Genomic DNA, 16,634 nt, shown 5'->3' with positions numbered 1-16,634 from the left:
CCCGTGGCCCGAAGCGCGCGCCGGGGCGGTTGCTGGTGGCGGTGTCGAACGGCACGCCACTGACCGCCACATCCACGCCGCGCAGATCGCGACTGTAGCGACGGCGCATGAAACTGGTGATCCCGGCGTAGGTACTTTCGGCGGCAGTGCCGTACAAACTGTCGCGGGTCATGGCCTGATCGTTTTGCATCGGGACGTCCATCAGATGCTCCTTCTTATGAATTTATTGGCGGCTACGGAAAGTGGTCCAGAGCCGGGTGCGTTGGCGCAGGTCCTTGAGGCTCATGCTGCGATCGGCATACAGGCGCTGGCGCAGCTCGGCAGGCGGGAAAATGTCCGGGTCGTTGCGCACCACTGCATCCACCAACGGTGTCGCGGCCTGGTTGGCGGTGGCGAAAAACAACGTATTGGTCAGTGCCGCGACGGACTCTGGGCGCAACATGAACTCGATAAACGCCCGGGCGGCCTCGGGATGCGGCGCATCTTTGGGGATCGCCAGGTTGTCCTGCCACACCAGCGTGCCTTCTCGCGGAATCCGATAGGCGATCTGGTACGACTTGCCGGCCTTGCGCGCCTGATCGGCGGCCATACTGGCGTCGCCGTTGTAGGTCAGCGCCAGGCACACACTGCCATTGGCCAGATCGCTGATCTGTCGACCAGTGGCGACGTACAGCACGGAAGGCTGCAGCTGATGGAGCAACGCCTGCGCGGCTGACAGATCGTGTTTGTCCGTGCTGTAGGGATCTTTCCCCAGGTAATGCAGTGCCAGGCCGATGACCTCTTGCGGCGAGTCAAGAATGGCAATGCCGCAGTCCTTCAGCCGGCTGGCATATTCGGGCTTGAACAACAGGTCGAGGCTGTTGAGCGGTACGTCCGGCAAGCGTTGCTTCAGCGCTTCGACATTCATCCCCAAACCCAGCGTGCCCCAAGTGTAGGGAACGCCGTAGCGATTGCCTGGATCGACCGCAGCAAGCTTCTCCAGCAAATCCGGGTCAAGATTGGCGTAACCCTTGAGGCCTTCACGGGGGATGGCTTTCAACGCGCCGGCTGCCAATCCCCGCGCTAACACGCTGGACGAAGGCACGACGACGTCGTAACCGCTGCCGCCGGTGAGCAGTTTGGTTTCGAGGACTTCCGGCGAATCGAACGTGTCGTAGCGCACCCGGATGCCGGTTTCCCGTTCAAATCGCTGCAAAGTTTCCGGCGCCACGTAATCGGACCAGCTGTACAGGTTGACGACGTTGTCCGCGGCCATCGCCGACACGGCCGCCGTCAGCATCAACGCGGGTAGACAGAACTTGAGCGCAGAAAACATGACGAGTACCTGACCAAGGGAAGTGGTGGCAGGATGCACCGTCAGATACATTGAAAAAATTCAGGTTTTATCATCCTGACTTTATCCGGGAGTAATGTTTGATGCTGGGTCAAGTGCATGATCTGGATCTGCAACTGCTGCGTCTGTTCGTTTGCGTGGTGGAATGCGGCGGCTTCAGCGCAGCCCAGGGCGAACTCGGCCTGAGCCAGTCGAGCATCAGCCAGCAGATGGCCAAGCTGGAAACCCGCCTCGGTTACCGGCTGTGCAGTCGCGGCAAAGGTGGGTTCAGCGTCACGCCAAAAGGCGAGCAACTGCTGAGTTCGATCCGTGAGCTGTTTCAATCCATTGAAGCGTTCCGGCATCAATCCAACGGCGTCGCCGGTCGCCTGATCGGCGAAGTGCGTCTGGGCTTTTCGGAAGCGCTGGCGCCCTCGGTGTTGCAGAAAGTGGCGGCCGCGATCGGGCGGTTTCGGGAACGTGACGAGTCGGTGCGGATCGAGCTGATCAGCGCCATGCCGGCGGAGATGGAGCGTCTGCTGTTGCAACAGCGGCTGGACCTGGCGATCGGCTATTTCTCACAGGTGCAAAGTGCATTTGACTACCGGCAGCTGTTCAGCGAAACCCAACATTTGTATTGTGCCCACGGGCACCCGCTATTCAATAATGAGGCACCGGACGATCAAGCTCTGCAGGCATGCGACCGGGTGGATCATCCTTACCGTTTCCTGCGCAGCGACGAGCCTTTTCAGGGTCAGCGCTGCTCGGCGCGCTCGGAGCAAGTCGAGGGTACCCTCGCCTTCATTCTCTCCGGCAAGCACGTCGGCTATTTGCCCAGCCATTTCGCCCGCAGCTGGGAGGACCTAGGCTTGCTCAAAGCGGTGCGTCGCAGCGACATGAGTTTCGAGGTGGCGTTTCATCTGGCCCGTCATCGTGCGCAGATACCCGGCGACGCGCACAAAGCGCTGGAGCAAGATCTACTGACGGCCTTTGCCTGAATTGCGCGCAGCAACGGATGAACAACAAGAGGACAGAGCGATGGAGCACGTAAACCACATTCTGATCGTGGATGACGATCGTGAGATCCGCGAGCTGGTGGGCAATTACCTGAAGAAAAACGGCCTGCGCACCACCGTGGTCGCCGATGGCCGCCACATGCGCAGCTTTCTCGAAGCCAATACCGTCGACCTGATCGTGCTCGACCTGATGATGCCGGGCGATGATGGCCTGGTACTGTGCCGCGAATTGCGTGCAGGCAAGCACAAAGCCACGCCGATCCTGATGCTCACTGCCCGCACCGATGAAACCGACCGCATCCTGGGCCTGGAAATGGGCGCCGACGACTACCTGACCAAGCCCTTCGCCGCCCGCGAATTGCTGGCGCGGATCAACGCCGTCCTGCGCCGCACCCGGATGCTGCCGCCGAACCTGTTGATCACGGAAAGCGGGCGCCTGCTCGGTTTCGGCCGCTGGCGCCTGGACACCACCGCTCGGCATTTGCTCGATGAGGACGATACGATGGTCGCGCTGAGCGGCGCCGAGTACCGCTTGCTACGCGTATTCCTCGACCACCCGCAACGGGTGCTCAGCCGCGATCAACTGCTCAACCTGACCCAGGGCCGCGACGCCGACCTCTTCGACCGCTCCATCGATTTGCTGGTGAGCCGTCTGCGCCAACGGTTGATGGACGATTCCCGAGAGTCGACCTACATCAAGACCGTGCGCAGCGAAGGCTACGTATTTTCCTATCCGGTGGAGATGCTCGGCGCGCAGTCGTAAATCAAACCTGCACCGCCAGCGTGGAGGTGCAGCCCCCCAAAAATCCCGTAGCAGCTGCCGAGCCCGCGAACCCGCGTCCAAACGCGCAAAATCCCGTAGCAGCTGCCGAGCCCGCGAGGCTGCGTTCGAGCGCGCAGCGGTCGCCGACGATGTGTCTGATCTCACACTCATCAGCGCGCCTAAAACTTGGCGAGCGCTGCGCGCTCGAACGCAGCCTCGCAGGCTCGGCAGCTGCTACACAGCGCTACAGGTTGACCAGCCGGATGGCGAGGGCTTTGGCCTGGCTGGCGACGTCGGTGACGGCTGTGCTTTCCCACCACATACCGCGCAAGGGCGGGCCCATGGCGAACAGGCGACTGGCGACCTTGCCGTCAGCGTTCAACACTGCGCCGTCGACTGCCGCAGCGATACCCAACGCCAACGGCCCCGGCTGAACTAATCCGCGCGCCAGCAACTGCTGCGGCAACGGTCGCGCAACTCGCCGCCAGTCGTACTCAATGCCGCTGGAATTGATCAACGCCGCGCCGCTGACCACATCGGTATCCGCCTCGCCACGACGACGAATGCGAATGCTCACCCCAGCAGTCGAGGACGGCTCCAGACCTTTGAACGACGCGGCCTGAATGCGCAGTCGCCCTTCTCCAAGCAGTCGCTCTACCAGCTGTGCACTCAACGGCGGCGAGCGGTGATGATGACTTTCCCACCAGGGCCGCACATGCCGCACAAACTGCCGCCGCTGAACGTCCGTCGCCTGACTCCACAGGCGGCCAATGTGCGCCCGCACGGTGTCGAGCGGTGCCTGCCAGTCGATGCCTTGCGCAGTGGCATCCCGGCAATGGCGACGCAACTCGCGCACCAGCTGGCGCGGCGTGCAAATGCTCTGGTCGGCAGCGAGAAAATCTTCCCAGGCCGGAGGCTGGCGACGCACGTGCGGCAGCAACCCATGCCGGGAAAACACTTCGATCGGTCCACGGTGCCCGGCCTGCTCCAGCGACACCACCGCGTCGACCATGGTCAGGCCGGAGCCGATGATCAGCACCGTCGATAGCGAATCAAGCTCACGCATGGCAGCGATGTCCCACGGATCCAGCGCGGCAGCGTTGACGCCGCTCGGATCTGTCTGCGGCGTGCGCGCAGCGGCAAACATGCCCGTCGCCAGCACCGCGCGAGCGCTCTCTAATTGCTGGCCGTCACTGAGGGTCAGCAATGCCCGATCATCATCGATCTGCAGGTCAATCGCTTCAGCCTGCACGTGTTCAACGGTCGAACCTTGGCCAGCGCCCTTCGCCCGCGCCTCAGCCAGACGCTGCTGTACGTACAGGCCGAAAATCCCCCGTGGCGGAAACAGCTCACAGACCGGCACGTGCTGCTCATCGGATTGTGGCCAGCCGCCAGCGGCAATATAGGCGGTGAGCCATTGCGTCAAGTCATCAGGGTTGTCGGGGTCGACACTCATCCGCGCCGCATTGCCATTGAGCGTATGACCAGGTTCGACAGCGCTGTACGCTTCGCCCCGACCAAGTTCAGAGCGGGATTCGATCACCAGCACCGAGCGCTTGCCCGGCAGGCGCAACAGCTGCGCCGCAAGCAGGGTGCCGCTGAGGCCGCCGCCGATGATCAGGATGTCTGCGTGGCGAATGGCGGCTGGCACCACTGCGCTGTCGATTTTACTCATGCCGGTCTCACGGGTCGGTGTCCTCAAATAGAAGTTCTGCAGACAACCAGAACGCTATATCACCACATTACGCACAAACCGCGCCGCCACCGGCCCGTCATTGCGATAAGCATGCGGCTGGTTGCTGGCAAACATGTAGAACTCGCCGGCAGCGATTTCATGTGGAGCGTCGCCTAACATCAGCGTCAGGCAACCTGCAAAGACGTAGATCTGCTCACTCCAGCCTTCGGCATCAGGTTGCGAAGGATAGACTTCCCCCGGTTGCAGACACCATTCCCATTGCTCGACTTCACGAGTTGCGGTGGCTTTGGACAGCAACACCGCTTTGCTGCCCGGGATTGTTCCGGCCCACGCCACCTCATTGATACGGCTTGGATCGCGCGCGTCGGGCGCCTGGATCAAATCGCTGAACGCCACGTCGAGCGCTTCAGCCACGCGATCGAGGGTGGTCAGGCTGACGTTCTTCTCGCCCGCTTCAATGGCCACCAGCATGCGGCGGCTGACCCCGGACTTTTCGGCCAGCGCGGTCTGACTCATGTCGGCCGCATGGCGCAGGCGTCGAACGTTGAGGCTGACGTGCTGCAGGACGGAAGCTCGCTGGCTGGAATCTTTGTGCACTATATTGCTCACTGGGTGGGGTTGGGCATTATACTGCGCACCTCTCGGCGCATTGTGCGTCTCCATCAGATGGCGCGCAAGACCATGACATCGTTGCCTCCCCTTCCTCGCTTAACTCGCTTGAGTAAAGCCGAATGCGTGCTGGTGGTCATCACAATGGTCTGGGGCGGCACGTTCCTGCTGGTGCAACAGGCCATGACGGTCAGCGGCCCGATGTTTTTTGTCGGCCTTCGATTCACTGCAGCGGCGTTGATCGTTGCGCTGTTTTCCTGGCGGCATCTGCGCGATCTGACGATGTTCGAACTCAGGGCGGGCGCATTCATCGGTGTAGCGATCATGCTCGGTTACGGCTTGCAAACCGTCGGACTGCAAAGCGTCCCCAGCAGCCAGTCCGCATTTATCACCGCGCTGTACGTGCCGTTCGTGCCTTTGCTGCAATGGCTGGTATTGGGTCGGCGCCCGGGGCTGATGCCAAGTATCGGCATCATGCTGGCTTTCGCCGGATTAATGCTCGTGTCCGGGCCGGCGGGTGCGTCGTTCAATTTCAGCCCGGGTGAAATCGTCACGCTGATCAGCGCGGTGGCGATCGCCGCCGAGATAATTCTGATCAGCGCCTACGCCGGCCAGGTCGATGTGCGTCGGGTGACAGTGGTGCAGTTGGCGACCACATCGGTGCTGGCGTTCCTGATGGTGGTGCCGACTCAGGAAGTGATCCCCGATTTTTCGTGGTTCCTGCTGAGCAGCGCCTTGGGCCTGGGAGCCGCGAGTGCGGCGATTCAGGTCGCGATGAACTGGGCGCAGAAAAGCGTTTCGCCAACCCGCGCGACCTTGATTTACGCTGCCGAGCCGGTGTGGGCCGGGATTGTCGGGCGGCTCGCAGGCGAGCGTTTGCCGGCCATAGCATTGCTCGGCGCGGGGCTGATTGTGGCGGCGGTGATCGTCAGTGAGTTAAAGACCAAGGGTAAAAAAGTCGAGGTCAGTCAAGCGTTAGAGCAGGAAAACCAGGTGTGAGCGCGCAGATAGACAGCGTATGAACGGTCACATGCGAAACTCGATGCGGTCCCATGAAACAATGAAATACAGGACTTTTCCCACTATCTTGTAGGATTCTGCGACAGCTTGGCGTTTGGCGATCCGGGGACTGGCACGTATGATGCTTCACAAACTTCCGCAGATTAGAAGCCTATGTCCCTGATAGTTCTACTGCTTCTGCCCTTTGCTGGCAGCTGTCTGGCAGCCCTGCTGCCGCACAACGCGCGTAATACCGAATCTTTGCTGGCTGGTGTGGTGGCCTTGATAGGCACCATCCAGGTGGCGCTGCTCTACCCGCAGATTGCCGATGGCGGGGTCATTCGTGAAGAATTTTTCTGGTTGCCCAGTCTCGGTTTGAACTTCGTCCTGCGCATGGACGGCTTCGCCTGGCTGTTCTCGATGCTGGTACTGGGGATCGGCACGCTGGTGTCGCTGTATGCCCGTTACTACATGTCGCCGGATGATCCGGTACCGCGATTTTTTGCTTTTTTCCTGGCGTTCATGGGTGCCATGCTGGGTCTGGTGATTTCCGGCAACCTGATCCAGATCGTGTTCTTCTGGGAGCTGACCAGCCTCTTCTCATTCCTCCTGATCGGCTACTGGCATCACCGCGCCGATGCGCGCCGTGGTGCTTACATGGCATTGATGGTCACAGGCGCGGGCGGGTTGTGCCTGTTGGCGGGAGTCATGCTGCTCGGCCATGTGGTGGGCAGCTATGACCTCGATACGGTCCTGGCCGCCGGCGAACTGATTCGCGCCCACACCCTCTACCCCATCCTGCTGCCGCTGATCCTGATCGGTGCCCTGAGCAAAAGCGCGCAATTTCCCTTCCACTTCTGGCTGCCCCACGCGATGGCCGCCCCGACGCCGGTGTCGGCGTATCTACACTCGGCGACCATGGTCAAGGCCGGGGTTTTTCTGCTGGCCCGGTTGTGGCCGTCGCTGTCGGGCAGTGAAGAATGGTTCTACATCGTCAGCGGCGCCGGCGCCTGCACACTGTTGCTTGGCGCGTACTGCGCGATGTTCCAGAATGACCTCAAAGGGCTGCTGGCTTATTCGACCATCAGCCACCTCGGGTTGATTACCCTGCTGCTCGGGCTGAACAGCCCCTTGGCCGCCGTGGCTGCGGTGTTCCATATTCTCAACCACGCCACTTTCAAGGCTTCGCTGTTCATGGCGGCTGGGATCATCGACCACGAAAGCGGCACACGCGACATTCGCAAGCTCAGCGGGTTGATCAAGCTGATCCCGTTCACCGCAACCCTGGCGATGGTTGCCAGCGCCTCGATGGCAGGCGTGCCGTTGTTGAACGGCTTTCTCTCCAAGGAAATGTTTTTCGCGGAAACCGTGTTCATCAATGCGACCGCCTGGATCGAGCTGACACTGCCGATCGTCGCGACTATCGCGGGGATCTTCAGCGTCGCCTACTCGCTGCGGTTCACCGTCGACGTGTTCTTCGGTCCCACCGCCACCCACCTGCCGCACACCCCGCACGAACCACCGCGCTGGATGCGTGCGCCAGTCGAGTTGCTGGTGTTCGCCTGCCTGATCGTCGGGATTTTCCCCGCGCAGGTGGTCGGCCCGCTGCTGGCCGCCGCCGCCCTGCCGGTTGTAGGCGGGACACTGCCGGAATACAGCCTGGCGATCTGGCACGGCTGGAATGCGCCAATGATCATGAGCCTGGTCGCCATGTCTGGCGGCATCGTGCTGTATCTGTTGCTGCGTAATCAGCTCAAACGCGGCCGCTTCAAATACCCCCCGGTGGTGGTCCATTTCAATGGCAAGCGCATGTTCGAGCGCAGCCAGGTGGTCATGATGCGCCTGGCACGACGGATTGAACGCCGCGTCAGTACCAAGCGCCTGCAGACCCAGTTGTTCCTCATGGTGGTGGCGGCCGTGCTGGCCGGATTGATCCCGATGCTGCACAGCCAGTTGAGTTGGGGTGATCGACCGAAGATCCCGGGGTCGATCGTGTTCGTAACCCTCTGGGTACTGGCGATTGCCTGCGCACTCGGCGCGGCGTGGCAGGCCAAATATCACCGGCTCGCGGCCCTGACCATGGTCAGCGTCTGCGGCTTGATGACGTGCATCACTTTCGTCTGGTTCTCGGCGCCGGACCTGGCGTTGACCCAACTGGTAGTCGAAGTGGTGACCACCGTATTGATCCTGCTGGGCTTGCGCTGGTTGCCGCGGCGGATCGAAGAAGTCACACCGCTACCGAGCACCTTGCGCAAGGCGCGCATCCGTCGACTGCGCGATCTGCTGCTGTCGATGGCGGTCGGTGGCGGCATGGCGTTGCTGTCGTACGCGATGCTCACGCGGCAGACGCCCAACGATATTTCCTCATTCTACCTCAGCCGTGCCTTGCCCGAAGGCGGCGGCAGCAACGTGGTCAACGTGATGCTGGTGGATTTCCGTGGCTTTGACACCCTCGGTGAAATCACCGTGCTGGCGGCCGTCGCGCTCACCATTTTCGCCCTGCTGCGACGCTTCCGCCCGCCCAAGGAAAGCCTGCAGCTGCCGACTCAACAACGTTTGCTCGCGCCAGACGTGGCGACCGACCTGGTCAACCCGCGCTCGGCCAGCGACACCGCGCTGGGCTTCATGATGGTGCCGGCGGTGCTGGTGCGCCTGCTGTTGCCGATCGCGTTTATGGTGTCCGCCTACCTGTTCATGCGCGGCCACAATCAGCCGGGCGGCGGGTTTGTCGCAGGGCTGGTGATGTCGGTGGCGTTCATTCTGCAATACATGGTCGCCGGTACTCAGTGGGTCGAGGCACAAATGAACCTGCGGCCGTTACGCTGGATGGGCACCGGTCTGCTGTTCGCAACGGTCACCGGGCTTGGCGCGATGGCAGTCGGTTACCCGTTCCTGACCACGCACACCTGGCACTTGAGCGTGCCGCTGCTCGGCGATATCCACATCGCCAGCGCCTTGTTCTTTGATGTCGGGGTGTACTCGGTGGTGGTCGGTTCAACGCTGCTGATCCTCACGGCCATCGCTCACCAATCGGTGCGGGGCCACAAAACCGCGACCTTGCCGAAATCCGTTGCCACCAAGGGAGCCGTCTGATGGAAGAAGTCATCGCAATCGCCATCGGCGTTCTGGCCGCGTCCGGGGTCTGGCTGATCCTGCGCCCCCGAACGTTTCAGGTGGTCATGGGCCTGTGCCTTCTGTCCTATGGCGTCAACCTGTTCATCTTCAGCATGGGCAGCCTGTTCATCGGCAAGGAGCCGATCATCAAGGATGGCGTGCCCCAGGATCTTCTGCATTACACCGATCCGCTGCCACAGGCTTTGGTGCTGACCGCCATCGTCATCAGCTTCGCCATGACGGCGTTGTTCCTCGTTGTGCTGCTGGCCTCGCGGGGCCTGACAGGTACCGACCATGTGGACGGCCGGGAGCCTAAAGAATGAATGCAATGACCCACCTGATCGCTGCACCGATTCTGCTGCCCCTGCTGACCGCCGCTGTAATGCTGCTGCTGGGCGAGAAACACCGCCCGCTGAAGGCTCGAATCAACCTGCTGTCCAGCCTGGTCGGGCTGGGTATCTCGGCGCTTTTACTGCAATGGACGCAATCGACTGGCGTGCCCGGCTCGATCGGCGTCTACCTGCCCGGCAACTGGCAAGTGCCGTTCGGGATTGTGCTGGTGGTCGATCAGTTGTCGGCAATGATGCTGGTGCTCACCGGCATCATCGGCGTCAGTGCCCTGCTGTTTGCGATGGCTCGCTGGGACGGTGCCGGTTCGAGTTTTCACGCGCTTTTTCAGATTCAGCTGATGGGCCTGTACGGCGCCTTTCTGACGGCCGACCTGTTCAACCTGTTCGTGTTCTTTGAAGTGCTGCTCGCCGCCTCTTATGGCCTGATGCTGCACGGTTCGGGGCGCGCGCGGGTGTCGTCCGGGTTGCACTACATTTCAATCAACCTGCTGGCGTCCTCGCTGTTCCTGATCGGCGCGGCATTGATCTACGGCGTCACCGGCACACTGAACATGGCCGACCTGGCGCTGAAAATCCCGTTGGTGCCGCAAGCCGATCGCGGTTTGTTGCACGCCGGCGCGGGGATTCTCGCCGTGGCGTTCCTGGCCAAGGCCGGCATGTGGCCGCTGAATTTCTGGCTCGCTCCCGCCTACTCCTCCGCCAGCGCCCCAGTGGCGGCGATGTTCGCGATCATGACCAAAGTCGGCGTCTACACCTTGCTGCGCTTGTGGACGCTGCTGTTCTCCGGGCAGGCCGGAGCATCGGCGTACTTTGGTGGCGACTGGCTCATTTACGGCGGCATGGCGACCATTGTCTGCGCGGCCGTGGCGATACTTGCCGCACAACGTCTGGAGCGCATGGCCAGTCTGAGCATTCTGGTGTCAGCCGGGATTCTGCTGTCGGCCATTGGTTTTGCCCAGCCGAACCTGATCGGCGCGGCGCTGTTTTATCTGGTCAGTTCGACCTTGGCATTGAGTGCGCTGTTCCTGCTTGCCGAGCTGATCGAGCGCTCCCGCTCAGCCAACGAAATGCCCCTGTACGACGACGGCGACCTGATTGCGCGGCCGATGGAATCCCTGCAACCGCCCAAAGGCATCAACCTCGATGACGAGCAGAAAGCCGTTGTCGGTCAAGTGATTCCCTGGACCATGGCCTTCCTTGGCTTGAGTTTCATTGCCTGCGCGTTACTGATCATCGGCATGCCACCTCTGTCCGGCTTTATCGGCAAGGTCGGCCTGCTGAGCGCCCTCCTCAACCCGCTGGGCTTGGGCAATAGCGCGGATGAACCGGTGTCGAATGCGGCGTGGGGGTTGCTGGCGCTGTTGATCCTGTCCGGCCTGGCATCGCTGATCGCGTTTTCCCGGGTCGGTATCCAGCGCTTCTGGACGCCGGAAGAACGGCCGTCGCCGGCACTGCGCCTGTTTGAATGTCTGCCGATCATCGCGCTGCTGGCTTTGAGCGTGGCGCTGACCTTCCAGGCCGAACCGCTGCTGCGTTACACCCAGTCCGCGGCACAAGCCCTGAACAACCCGCAGCAGTACGTGATTGCGGTCATGGGCACGCGCGCCGTACCCAGCCCTGAAGCCAGAGCTGCGTTGGTGGAGGAGCTGCCATGAAGCGTCTGTTTCCTGCTCCATGGCTGTCGCTGGCGCTGTGGCTGCTGTGGCTGCTGCTGAACCTCTCTCTGAGCCCCGGCAACCTGCTGCTAGGCGCCGTGCTGGGGGTTTGTGCGCCGGTAATGATGCGCAAGTTGCGGCCATTGCCGACGCGAATTCGTCGGCCCGACATGATTGTGCGGCTGTTGTTTCTGGTGCTTTACGATGTGGTGAAGTCCAACCTCGCCGTGGCTTGGGGCGTGCTGAATGCCAGTCACCGGCCGCCGCGTTCGGCTTTTATCAAAGTGCCGCTGGACCTGCACGATGCCAACGGCCTGGCCGCATTGGCAATGATCTGCACGGTGGTGCCCGGCACCGTCTGGTCGGAACTGGCGCTGGACCGCAGCATTTTATTGCTGCACGTGTTCGATCTGGAGGATGAAGCGCTGTTCATCCAGCATTTCAAGGCCACTTACGAGCGTCCATTGATGGAGATCTTCGAATGAGCCCGCTGCTGTCGAATGCGATCCTGCTGAGCCTGTTCATTTTTTCGCTGGCGATGGTGCTGACCCTGGCGCGCCTGTTCAAAGGCCCGTCGGCGCAGGATCGGGTCCTGGCGCTGGATTACCTGTACATCGTTGCGATGCTGATGATGCTGACCCTGGGTATTCGTTATGCCAGTGACACCTACTTTGAAGCGGCGCTGCTGATTGCGCTGTTCGGCTTCGTGGGCTCGTTTGCCCTGGCGAAATTCCTGCTGCGTGGCGAGGTGATCGAATGAACGCCGAACTGTCTGTGTGGGTGGAAATTTCAGTGGCGATCCTGCTCGTGCTCAGCAGCCTGTTTGCGCTGTTGGGTGCTGTTGGCCTGGTAAGGCTGAAGGATTACTTCCAACGCATGCACCCACCCGCGCTGGCCTCGACGCTGGGCGCCTGGTGTGCGGCGCTGGCGTCGATCATCTACTTCTCCGCGCTGAAATCTGCCCCTGTCCTGCATGCCTGGCTGATTCCGATCCTGCTGGCGATTACCGTGCCGGTGACCACCCTGCTGCTGGCGCGGGCGGCATTGTTTCGCAAGCGCATGGCCGGGGACGATGTGCCGGCCGAGGTGAGCAGTCGGCACAAGGAAGGTCGCAGCTAGTTGAGCGGATGTCGGGTTACATCCATGCGACAGCCAACAACCCGGCGCCCAGGACGACGCATAACGGGGAGTAGACCCAGGTATCCAGCCGGGCGAACCGCGAGCCCTTTACCTGTTTGAAAAAACCCACCAGATTCGAGTCGCCGATCGCTCGGGCGAACATCATCAGGGCCACAGCGCTGATCACCCATTGCAGCGATGAATGCGCCACCGCCGGCAACCACCAGCCGACCCGCAGACACACCAGCACGGCAATCATCAACAGTGCGCATGCCACCAGCAGCGTGATCCAGCCCGAGGGCTGGAACGCTGGCCGCGCCTGGCTGCCACCTTCCTCCAGCACCTGCGGCACTGCTGCAATGGCCGCCCACCGACCGCCTAGCGCCCAATACACATGGATCAAGCTGATCGCCGCGAAGATCGCCACCAGCCATTGAGCCAACAGAAACGTCATGGTCAAGGATCCCGAAAAAGGATTTGAACAATCATCCTAGTCGGCATTTTTCGAAGTGCACGGGAGCAGGTGCAAACTTGAAAGCTTTCCTGAGCAAGCTTTGCTCACTCAGGTGCCATCACACCCGCCCGGGTAAATTCATTTAAGCCCGGCCGTCACCTTGTCAGCCACATCCTTCGGTACCCACGCCTGCCAGACATCAGGATGAGCCTTCATGAACGCCTCCGCGGCCTGACGCGGTGGCGTGTGTTTTTCGCTCATTTGCGCCAACGCCTTGTTCAGAGGGTCGATTGGGAAATCGACCTTGCTGAAGAACTCGGCGATCTGCGGATATTGTTTCTGGAATGGCGTGGACACGCCAATGGACAGCTTCGAAGCCAGTGAACGGGTCGGTTTCGGATTCTGGTTATCAGCGTCGGTCAACGTTTTCCAGGCCTCCGCATCGAACGCCGGCTCTTCCAGCTGGATCAGCTTGAAGCGGCCCAGCAATGGCGTTGGCGACCAGTAATAGAACAGTATTGGCTTGCCACGACGGATCGACGAACTGATCTCCGCATCCAGCGCCGCGCCGGAGCCGCTGCGGAAGTTCACATAGCTGTCGTCCAGGCCATAGGCTTTGAGTTTCTGCTTGTTGACCACTTCGGACGTCCAGCCGATCGGGCTGTTGAGGAAGCGGCCTTTACCCGGTGTTTCCGGATCGCTGAACACGTCCTTGTACCTGTGCAGATCACTGACGCTACGCAAGTCAGGCGCAAGCGGTTTGATGCCTCTGGCCGGATCGCCCTTGATGACATATTCCGGAACCCACCAACCCTCGGTCGCGCCTTTGACGGTATCGCCGAGACCAACGACCTTGCCCTCGGCCTCAGCCTTGACCCAGACCGGGCTGCGACCGGCCCATTCTTCACCGATGACCTGGATATCGTTGTTGGCCAGCGCGGTCTCCAGCGTGATGGTGGTGCCCGGGAGCGTATCGGTCGGCAGGTCGTAGCCCTTCTCGACAATGATGCGCAGGATATCGGTGATCAGGCTGCCACTCTCCCAGTTCAAATCGGCGAAGTGGATCGGCGCTTGTGCAGCGAAGACCGGGGTGGGTGAAACCAACAAACTGAAAGCGGCCAATGTAGCGGCCAGCAACCGGCGAAATCCGTTCATGCTTCTGCACCTCGTGCTGTTCATCGCAATAGCAGGATGGCCTGACGAAGACCGCAAGCCTCAGAATACTCAGTCACCTGACTGTAGTAGAGGTTCCTGCTTTCGAGGGTCACGGATTATTTTTCGCTAGTGTCCTGCAGGCACGCCAGTTCTCTGCGAACCATGCTGGCGTATTCAGCCGGCTGCAACGTGTAGATCTGCGATGCGACCCAACCCAGCCATGCACCCTGCAGCACGACTTTTTGACTGAACAGACGCTGGGCTTCCGCTTGAGCAGTTGCCAGGTTCTGGACATGAAAATCGGCACGAGTCAGGGGCATTACTCACTCGCCTTGAAGGTGATGAGCTCGCCTTTACGCCACTTGGCAGCTTTGGCAGTCACCGCTTTGAGTGTCTTGGTCAGACCCTCGTGCAATTGCTGGTGAGCAGCGAACACCATCACTACACTGTGGCCTTCCTTGAAAATCACCGCCTCGCCGTCGGCCGTGGTGACAAAGGCATAGTCGCCCAGCCCATATACCGTCATTTTGATTTCGCGAAAGCGGATTTCCAGTTTCCCGCCTTCGCGACTTGGCAAAACGGCGGCGCTGAAATGATCGCCAACCTTGAGTTTCAGCCCGGGCTTGTCGTCCACCACCAAGGCGGACTCAGTGTCGAGTTCGGCAATGTAAATGCCTTCGGCGTTTTGTTCGGTGACGTAAACAAAACGCGACTGGAACTGTTTAACCAGCTTCGCTCGCAAATCACCCAGCACGAACAAAGCATGCATATCGAGATTACTTACTGCCAAGGAAACATCCCCACATTTGAAAATGATGCCGGACGCAGAAAAACGCACGGCAGAAAAAAGCGGCAATACCGATGGTGTCGCCTAGTGACCCGGTTGGCAGCCCGAGATGAGTTGCGCACTCATTCTTCGCGAAGCGCGTGAAGACTAATGGAAAGTCCTGCGCGTCGTCTCGCCGTGCCTTCGTCAAAATCTGAAGGAAAAAGCGCTGTCGGTTGCCAGAAAAAAACGGATTACCAATCTTAAGGAAAAGACGCTCTTGAAAAGGCACTTTTCTTACATATCGGCGGCAAAAAATTGCTTTAGATGTGATCAATCGCCAGCCAGTGAAGGTGATTCTAGAGCAGCGATGCTCTCGCAGACTACTCAAAACTATGTACACACGTCGGTAAAACACCGAAAAGGACTTCATATGAGCAACCTGACCCACACCATTCCGACCCCGGCAACACCTTCGCACAACGGTTCGACACTGCATTCGGCGGTCTTCTACGTTGCAACCGAACCCCCGGAGCAGCAGATGAGCCCACGCTATCATGTGATATTGGCGGGCAATGCGTTCTTCCATATCAAGGAAATTTCCACAGGGCATGTAAGAGGTTTCCGTAGCAACCACAATGAAGCATGCGCCCTCGCGCGGGCACTCGAGTGCCGCCGCTGAACGCCTTGCCCACCTCGTTTCGATGACGCTTCGTCATGCCGACGACTTAACTCAGCCGCCGGCAGACAACTACTGCCATACTGCGCGATACCAAAGGGATCCGCCCCGGGCCGGGCGGCTTCCAACACAACAGACAATTTCCAAGGGAAGGCTGCTAAGTGACGGAATTTGATATCGGTGAATTTTTTATCCGGGGCGAAGCCAGAGAAGTCGAAGGCGAATTCCAGGCCGTCATCATGATGCGTGCAAAACCGCCGCTAACGACAGTGACCTATCATCAGGTCGAGAAAGATCGCTGGTTCAAAACGGCCGACCTCGCGGCTGTTGCTGCGGCACAGTCGGCACTGGAGCTCAAAGCTGCCGTCGATGCAGGCGCGTTGAAAGCCTGACGAGCCAGGGTGGGTTCGAAGAAGGCGGAATCGCTGGATCGGGAAACAGAACACAGACATTTCAGATCAATTTACGCCCCAGCGCTTCATCCATTTGTGGAATCGCTCAAACCGGTTCGAACTCTCGGCGCGCCACTCCCTCAGATGCAATGACAACGCATTTGTCGATCGCGTATTTGATGCGACCGGAATTTCCTGAGGAGATACACATGGACTTGCCTGCAAATAATCTGGAAACCCTGTTTGCGCAACTGGGCCTGCCGACTGAAGGGAGCGCCATTGATGACTTCATTGAAGCCCATCAACTCGCGCCAGAGACCAAGGTGTCAGAAGCGGATTTCTGGGAACCGCATCAAGCTCAGCTTCTCAAGGATTGGCTACGGGCCGACGGCGAAGAAGCCATGATGGTCGACGAATTGAACGTACGCTTGCACGACGGCAAATAAAACGCCTTTACGGGAGCTGGCTTGCCAGCGATGACGGCGTGACATTCAACGTCGCAATCGCCAGCTCGCCAACTCGTACGGGTTTGGGTCAAGCCAACACGTCTCATGC

20 protein-coding genes are annotated in these 16,634 nt (G+C 60.3%); 12 read left to right on the top strand and 8 right to left on the bottom strand.

All coding sequences use genetic code 11. From position 1 onward, the window contains the following. Both F8N12_RS02555 and F8N12_RS02550 read right to left on the bottom strand, forming a co-directional pair. A partial coding sequence (locus tag F8N12_RS02555) for an arginase family protein (protein WP_191623096.1) occupies positions 1 to 202 on the bottom strand: 202 nt, incomplete at its 3' end. 21 nt (positions 203 to 223) lie between these two features. Further along, entirely contained in the window at positions 224 to 1,279 is a 1,056-nt protein-coding gene (locus F8N12_RS02550; RefSeq protein ID WP_224787661.1) for a polyamine ABC transporter substrate-binding protein, read from the bottom strand. Between the two features lie 137 nt (positions 1,280 to 1,416). On the opposite strand from F8N12_RS02550, the gene F8N12_RS02545 reads away from it, so the two are divergent. Next, positions 1,417 to 2,310 carry a LysR family transcriptional regulator gene (locus tag F8N12_RS02545; protein ID WP_150579026.1) on the top strand — a complete coding sequence of 298 codons (894 nt, stop codon included), beginning with the start codon at positions 1,417 to 1,419 and terminating at the stop codon, positions 2,308 to 2,310. 40 nt (positions 2,311 to 2,350) lie between these two features. Next, positions 2,351 to 3,091 (top strand): response regulator, encoded by a 741-nt coding sequence (locus F8N12_RS02540; RefSeq protein WP_150579025.1) that lies wholly within the window; start codon positions 2,351 to 2,353, stop codon positions 3,089 to 3,091. Positions 3,092 to 3,335: 244 nt separating this feature from the next. Here F8N12_RS02540 and F8N12_RS02535 read toward each other — a convergent pair whose 3' ends face one another. Continuing rightward, positions 3,336 to 4,766, bottom strand: a complete 1,431-nt coding sequence (locus tag F8N12_RS02535) for an FAD/NAD(P)-binding protein (RefSeq protein ID WP_150579024.1) — start codon at positions 4,764 to 4,766, stop codon at positions 3,336 to 3,338. 54 nt (positions 4,767 to 4,820) lie between these two features. After that, the gene (locus F8N12_RS02530; RefSeq protein ID WP_150579023.1) at positions 4,821 to 5,384 is read right to left on the bottom strand and encodes a helix-turn-helix domain-containing protein; all 564 of its coding nucleotides are present in this window, start codon (positions 5,382 to 5,384) and stop codon (positions 4,821 to 4,823) included. Between F8N12_RS02530 and F8N12_RS02525 the strand changes: the two genes are divergently transcribed. From F8N12_RS02525 to F8N12_RS02495, 7 genes are all read left to right on the top strand, one after another. Beyond that, positions 5,379 to 6,395 carry a DMT family transporter gene (locus tag F8N12_RS02525; RefSeq protein ID WP_150579022.1) on the top strand — a complete coding sequence of 339 codons (1,017 nt, stop codon included), beginning with the start codon at positions 5,379 to 5,381 and terminating at the stop codon, positions 6,393 to 6,395. The genes F8N12_RS02530 and F8N12_RS02525 overlap by 6 nt on opposite strands. Before the next feature lie 174 nt (positions 6,396 to 6,569). Further along, a complete protein-coding gene (locus tag F8N12_RS02520) occupies positions 6,570 to 9,488 on the top strand; it encodes a monovalent cation/H+ antiporter subunit A (protein ID WP_150579021.1) in 2,919 nt (972 codons plus the stop codon). After that, entirely contained in the window at positions 9,488 to 9,832 is a 345-nt protein-coding gene (locus F8N12_RS02515; RefSeq protein WP_007986256.1) for a Na+/H+ antiporter subunit C, read from the top strand. The genes F8N12_RS02520 and F8N12_RS02515 overlap by 1 nt, the downstream gene beginning before the upstream one ends. Next, positions 9,829 to 11,514, top strand: coding sequence for a monovalent cation/H+ antiporter subunit D (locus tag F8N12_RS02510; RefSeq protein ID WP_150579020.1), 1,686 nt, complete (start codon positions 9,829 to 9,831; stop codon positions 11,512 to 11,514). The genes F8N12_RS02515 and F8N12_RS02510 overlap by 4 nt, the downstream gene beginning before the upstream one ends. Then, complete coding sequence (locus tag F8N12_RS02505) at positions 11,511 to 11,999, top strand: Na+/H+ antiporter subunit E (protein WP_150579019.1); 489 nt, start codon at positions 11,511 to 11,513, stop codon at positions 11,997 to 11,999. Before F8N12_RS02510 ends, F8N12_RS02505 begins: the two co-directional genes overlap by 4 nt. Further along, positions 11,996 to 12,274 (top strand): K+/H+ antiporter subunit F, encoded by a 279-nt coding sequence (locus F8N12_RS02500; protein WP_028623084.1) that lies wholly within the window; start codon positions 11,996 to 11,998, stop codon positions 12,272 to 12,274. Before F8N12_RS02505 ends, F8N12_RS02500 begins: the two co-directional genes overlap by 4 nt. Then, positions 12,271 to 12,633, top strand: coding sequence for a Na+/H+ antiporter subunit G (locus F8N12_RS02495; RefSeq protein ID WP_150579018.1), 363 nt, complete (start codon positions 12,271 to 12,273; stop codon positions 12,631 to 12,633). The genes F8N12_RS02500 and F8N12_RS02495 overlap by 4 nt, the downstream gene beginning before the upstream one ends. A gap of 16 nt (positions 12,634 to 12,649) precedes the next feature. Here F8N12_RS02495 and F8N12_RS02490 read toward each other — a convergent pair whose 3' ends face one another. The 4 genes from F8N12_RS02490 to F8N12_RS02475 form a co-directional block, all read right to left on the bottom strand. Beyond that, positions 12,650 to 13,087, bottom strand: coding sequence for a DUF3995 domain-containing protein (locus tag F8N12_RS02490; RefSeq protein WP_150579017.1), 438 nt, complete (start codon positions 13,085 to 13,087; stop codon positions 12,650 to 12,652). 138 nt (positions 13,088 to 13,225) lie between these two features. Beyond that, a complete protein-coding gene (locus F8N12_RS02485) occupies positions 13,226 to 14,242 on the bottom strand; it encodes an ABC transporter substrate-binding protein (RefSeq protein WP_150579016.1) in 1,017 nt (338 codons plus the stop codon). Positions 14,243 to 14,358: 116 nt separating this feature from the next. Then, a complete protein-coding gene (locus tag F8N12_RS02480; protein WP_150579015.1) occupies positions 14,359 to 14,562 on the bottom strand; it encodes a hypothetical protein in 204 nt (67 codons plus the stop codon). Further along, positions 14,562 to 15,011, bottom strand: coding sequence for a hypothetical protein (locus tag F8N12_RS02475; RefSeq protein WP_191623098.1), 450 nt, complete (start codon positions 15,009 to 15,011; stop codon positions 14,562 to 14,564). Before F8N12_RS02475 ends, F8N12_RS02480 begins: the two co-directional genes overlap by 1 nt. A gap of 430 nt (positions 15,012 to 15,441) precedes the next feature. On the opposite strand from F8N12_RS02475, the gene F8N12_RS02470 reads away from it, so the two are divergent. The 3 genes from F8N12_RS02470 (at position 15,442) to F8N12_RS02460 (ending at position 16,525) form a co-directional block, all read left to right on the top strand. Beyond that, a complete protein-coding gene (locus F8N12_RS02470; protein ID WP_150579013.1) occupies positions 15,442 to 15,690 on the top strand; it encodes a hypothetical protein in 249 nt (82 codons plus the stop codon). Positions 15,691 to 15,848: 158 nt separating this feature from the next. Next, on the top strand, positions 15,849 to 16,079 hold the full coding sequence (locus F8N12_RS02465; RefSeq protein ID WP_150579012.1) for a hypothetical protein: 231 nt from the start codon (positions 15,849 to 15,851) through the stop codon (positions 16,077 to 16,079). Positions 16,080 to 16,288: 209 nt separating this feature from the next. Next, positions 16,289 to 16,525: a DUF2789 family protein gene (locus tag F8N12_RS02460; RefSeq protein WP_150579011.1), complete on the top strand. Its 237-nt coding sequence runs from the start codon at positions 16,289 to 16,291 to the stop codon at positions 16,523 to 16,525. The last annotated feature ends 109 nt before the right edge of the window (positions 16,526 to 16,634 follow it).

The sequence above is a fragment of the Pseudomonas fluorescens genome (assembly GCF_902497625.1).
GTDB lineage: Bacteria > Pseudomonadota > Gammaproteobacteria > Pseudomonadales > Pseudomonadaceae > Aquipseudomonas > Aquipseudomonas fluorescens_BQ.
This window is presented reverse-complemented; position numbering and strand designations above follow the sequence as displayed.

Excerpts from the sequence above, each read along its gene's own strand:
- F8N12_RS02535 (WP_150579024.1), bottom strand. The coding sequence starts at position 4,766 with ATGAGTAAAATCGACAGCGCAGTGGTGCCAGCCGCCATTCGCCACGCA.
- F8N12_RS02505 (WP_150579019.1), top strand. The coding sequence starts at position 11,511 with ATGAAGCGTCTGTTTCCTGCTCCATGGCTGTCGCTGGCGCTGTGGCTG.
- F8N12_RS02545 (WP_150579026.1), top strand. The coding sequence starts at position 1,417 with ATGCTGGGTCAAGTGCATGATCTGGATCTGCAACTGCTGCGTCTGTTC.
- F8N12_RS02480 (WP_150579015.1), bottom strand. The coding sequence starts at position 14,562 with ATGCCCCTGACTCGTGCCGATTTTCATGTCCAGAACCTGGCAACTGCT.
- F8N12_RS02550 (WP_224787661.1), bottom strand. The coding sequence starts at position 1,279 with ATGCTGACGGCGGCCGTGTCGGCGATGGCCGCGGACAACGTCGTCAAC.
- F8N12_RS02515 (WP_007986256.1), top strand. The coding sequence starts at position 9,488 with ATGGAAGAAGTCATCGCAATCGCCATCGGCGTTCTGGCCGCGTCCGGG.
- F8N12_RS02475 (WP_191623098.1), bottom strand. The coding sequence starts at position 15,011 with ATGCATGCTTTGTTCGTGCTGGGTGATTTGCGAGCGAAGCTGGTTAAA.
- F8N12_RS02500 (WP_028623084.1), top strand. The coding sequence starts at position 11,996 with ATGAGCCCGCTGCTGTCGAATGCGATCCTGCTGAGCCTGTTCATTTTT.
- F8N12_RS02510 (WP_150579020.1), top strand. The coding sequence starts at position 9,829 with ATGAATGCAATGACCCACCTGATCGCTGCACCGATTCTGCTGCCCCTG.
- F8N12_RS02460 (WP_150579011.1), top strand. The coding sequence starts at position 16,289 with ATGGACTTGCCTGCAAATAATCTGGAAACCCTGTTTGCGCAACTGGGC.
- F8N12_RS02485 (WP_150579016.1), bottom strand. The coding sequence starts at position 14,242 with ATGAACGGATTTCGCCGGTTGCTGGCCGCTACATTGGCCGCTTTCAGT.
- F8N12_RS02490 (WP_150579017.1), bottom strand. The coding sequence starts at position 13,087 with ATGACGTTTCTGTTGGCTCAATGGCTGGTGGCGATCTTCGCGGCGATC.
- F8N12_RS02495 (WP_150579018.1), top strand. The coding sequence starts at position 12,271 with ATGAACGCCGAACTGTCTGTGTGGGTGGAAATTTCAGTGGCGATCCTG.
- F8N12_RS02540 (WP_150579025.1), top strand. The coding sequence starts at position 2,351 with ATGGAGCACGTAAACCACATTCTGATCGTGGATGACGATCGTGAGATC.
- F8N12_RS02520 (WP_150579021.1), top strand. The coding sequence starts at position 6,570 with ATGTCCCTGATAGTTCTACTGCTTCTGCCCTTTGCTGGCAGCTGTCTG.
- F8N12_RS02470 (WP_150579013.1), top strand. The coding sequence starts at position 15,442 with ATGAGCAACCTGACCCACACCATTCCGACCCCGGCAACACCTTCGCAC.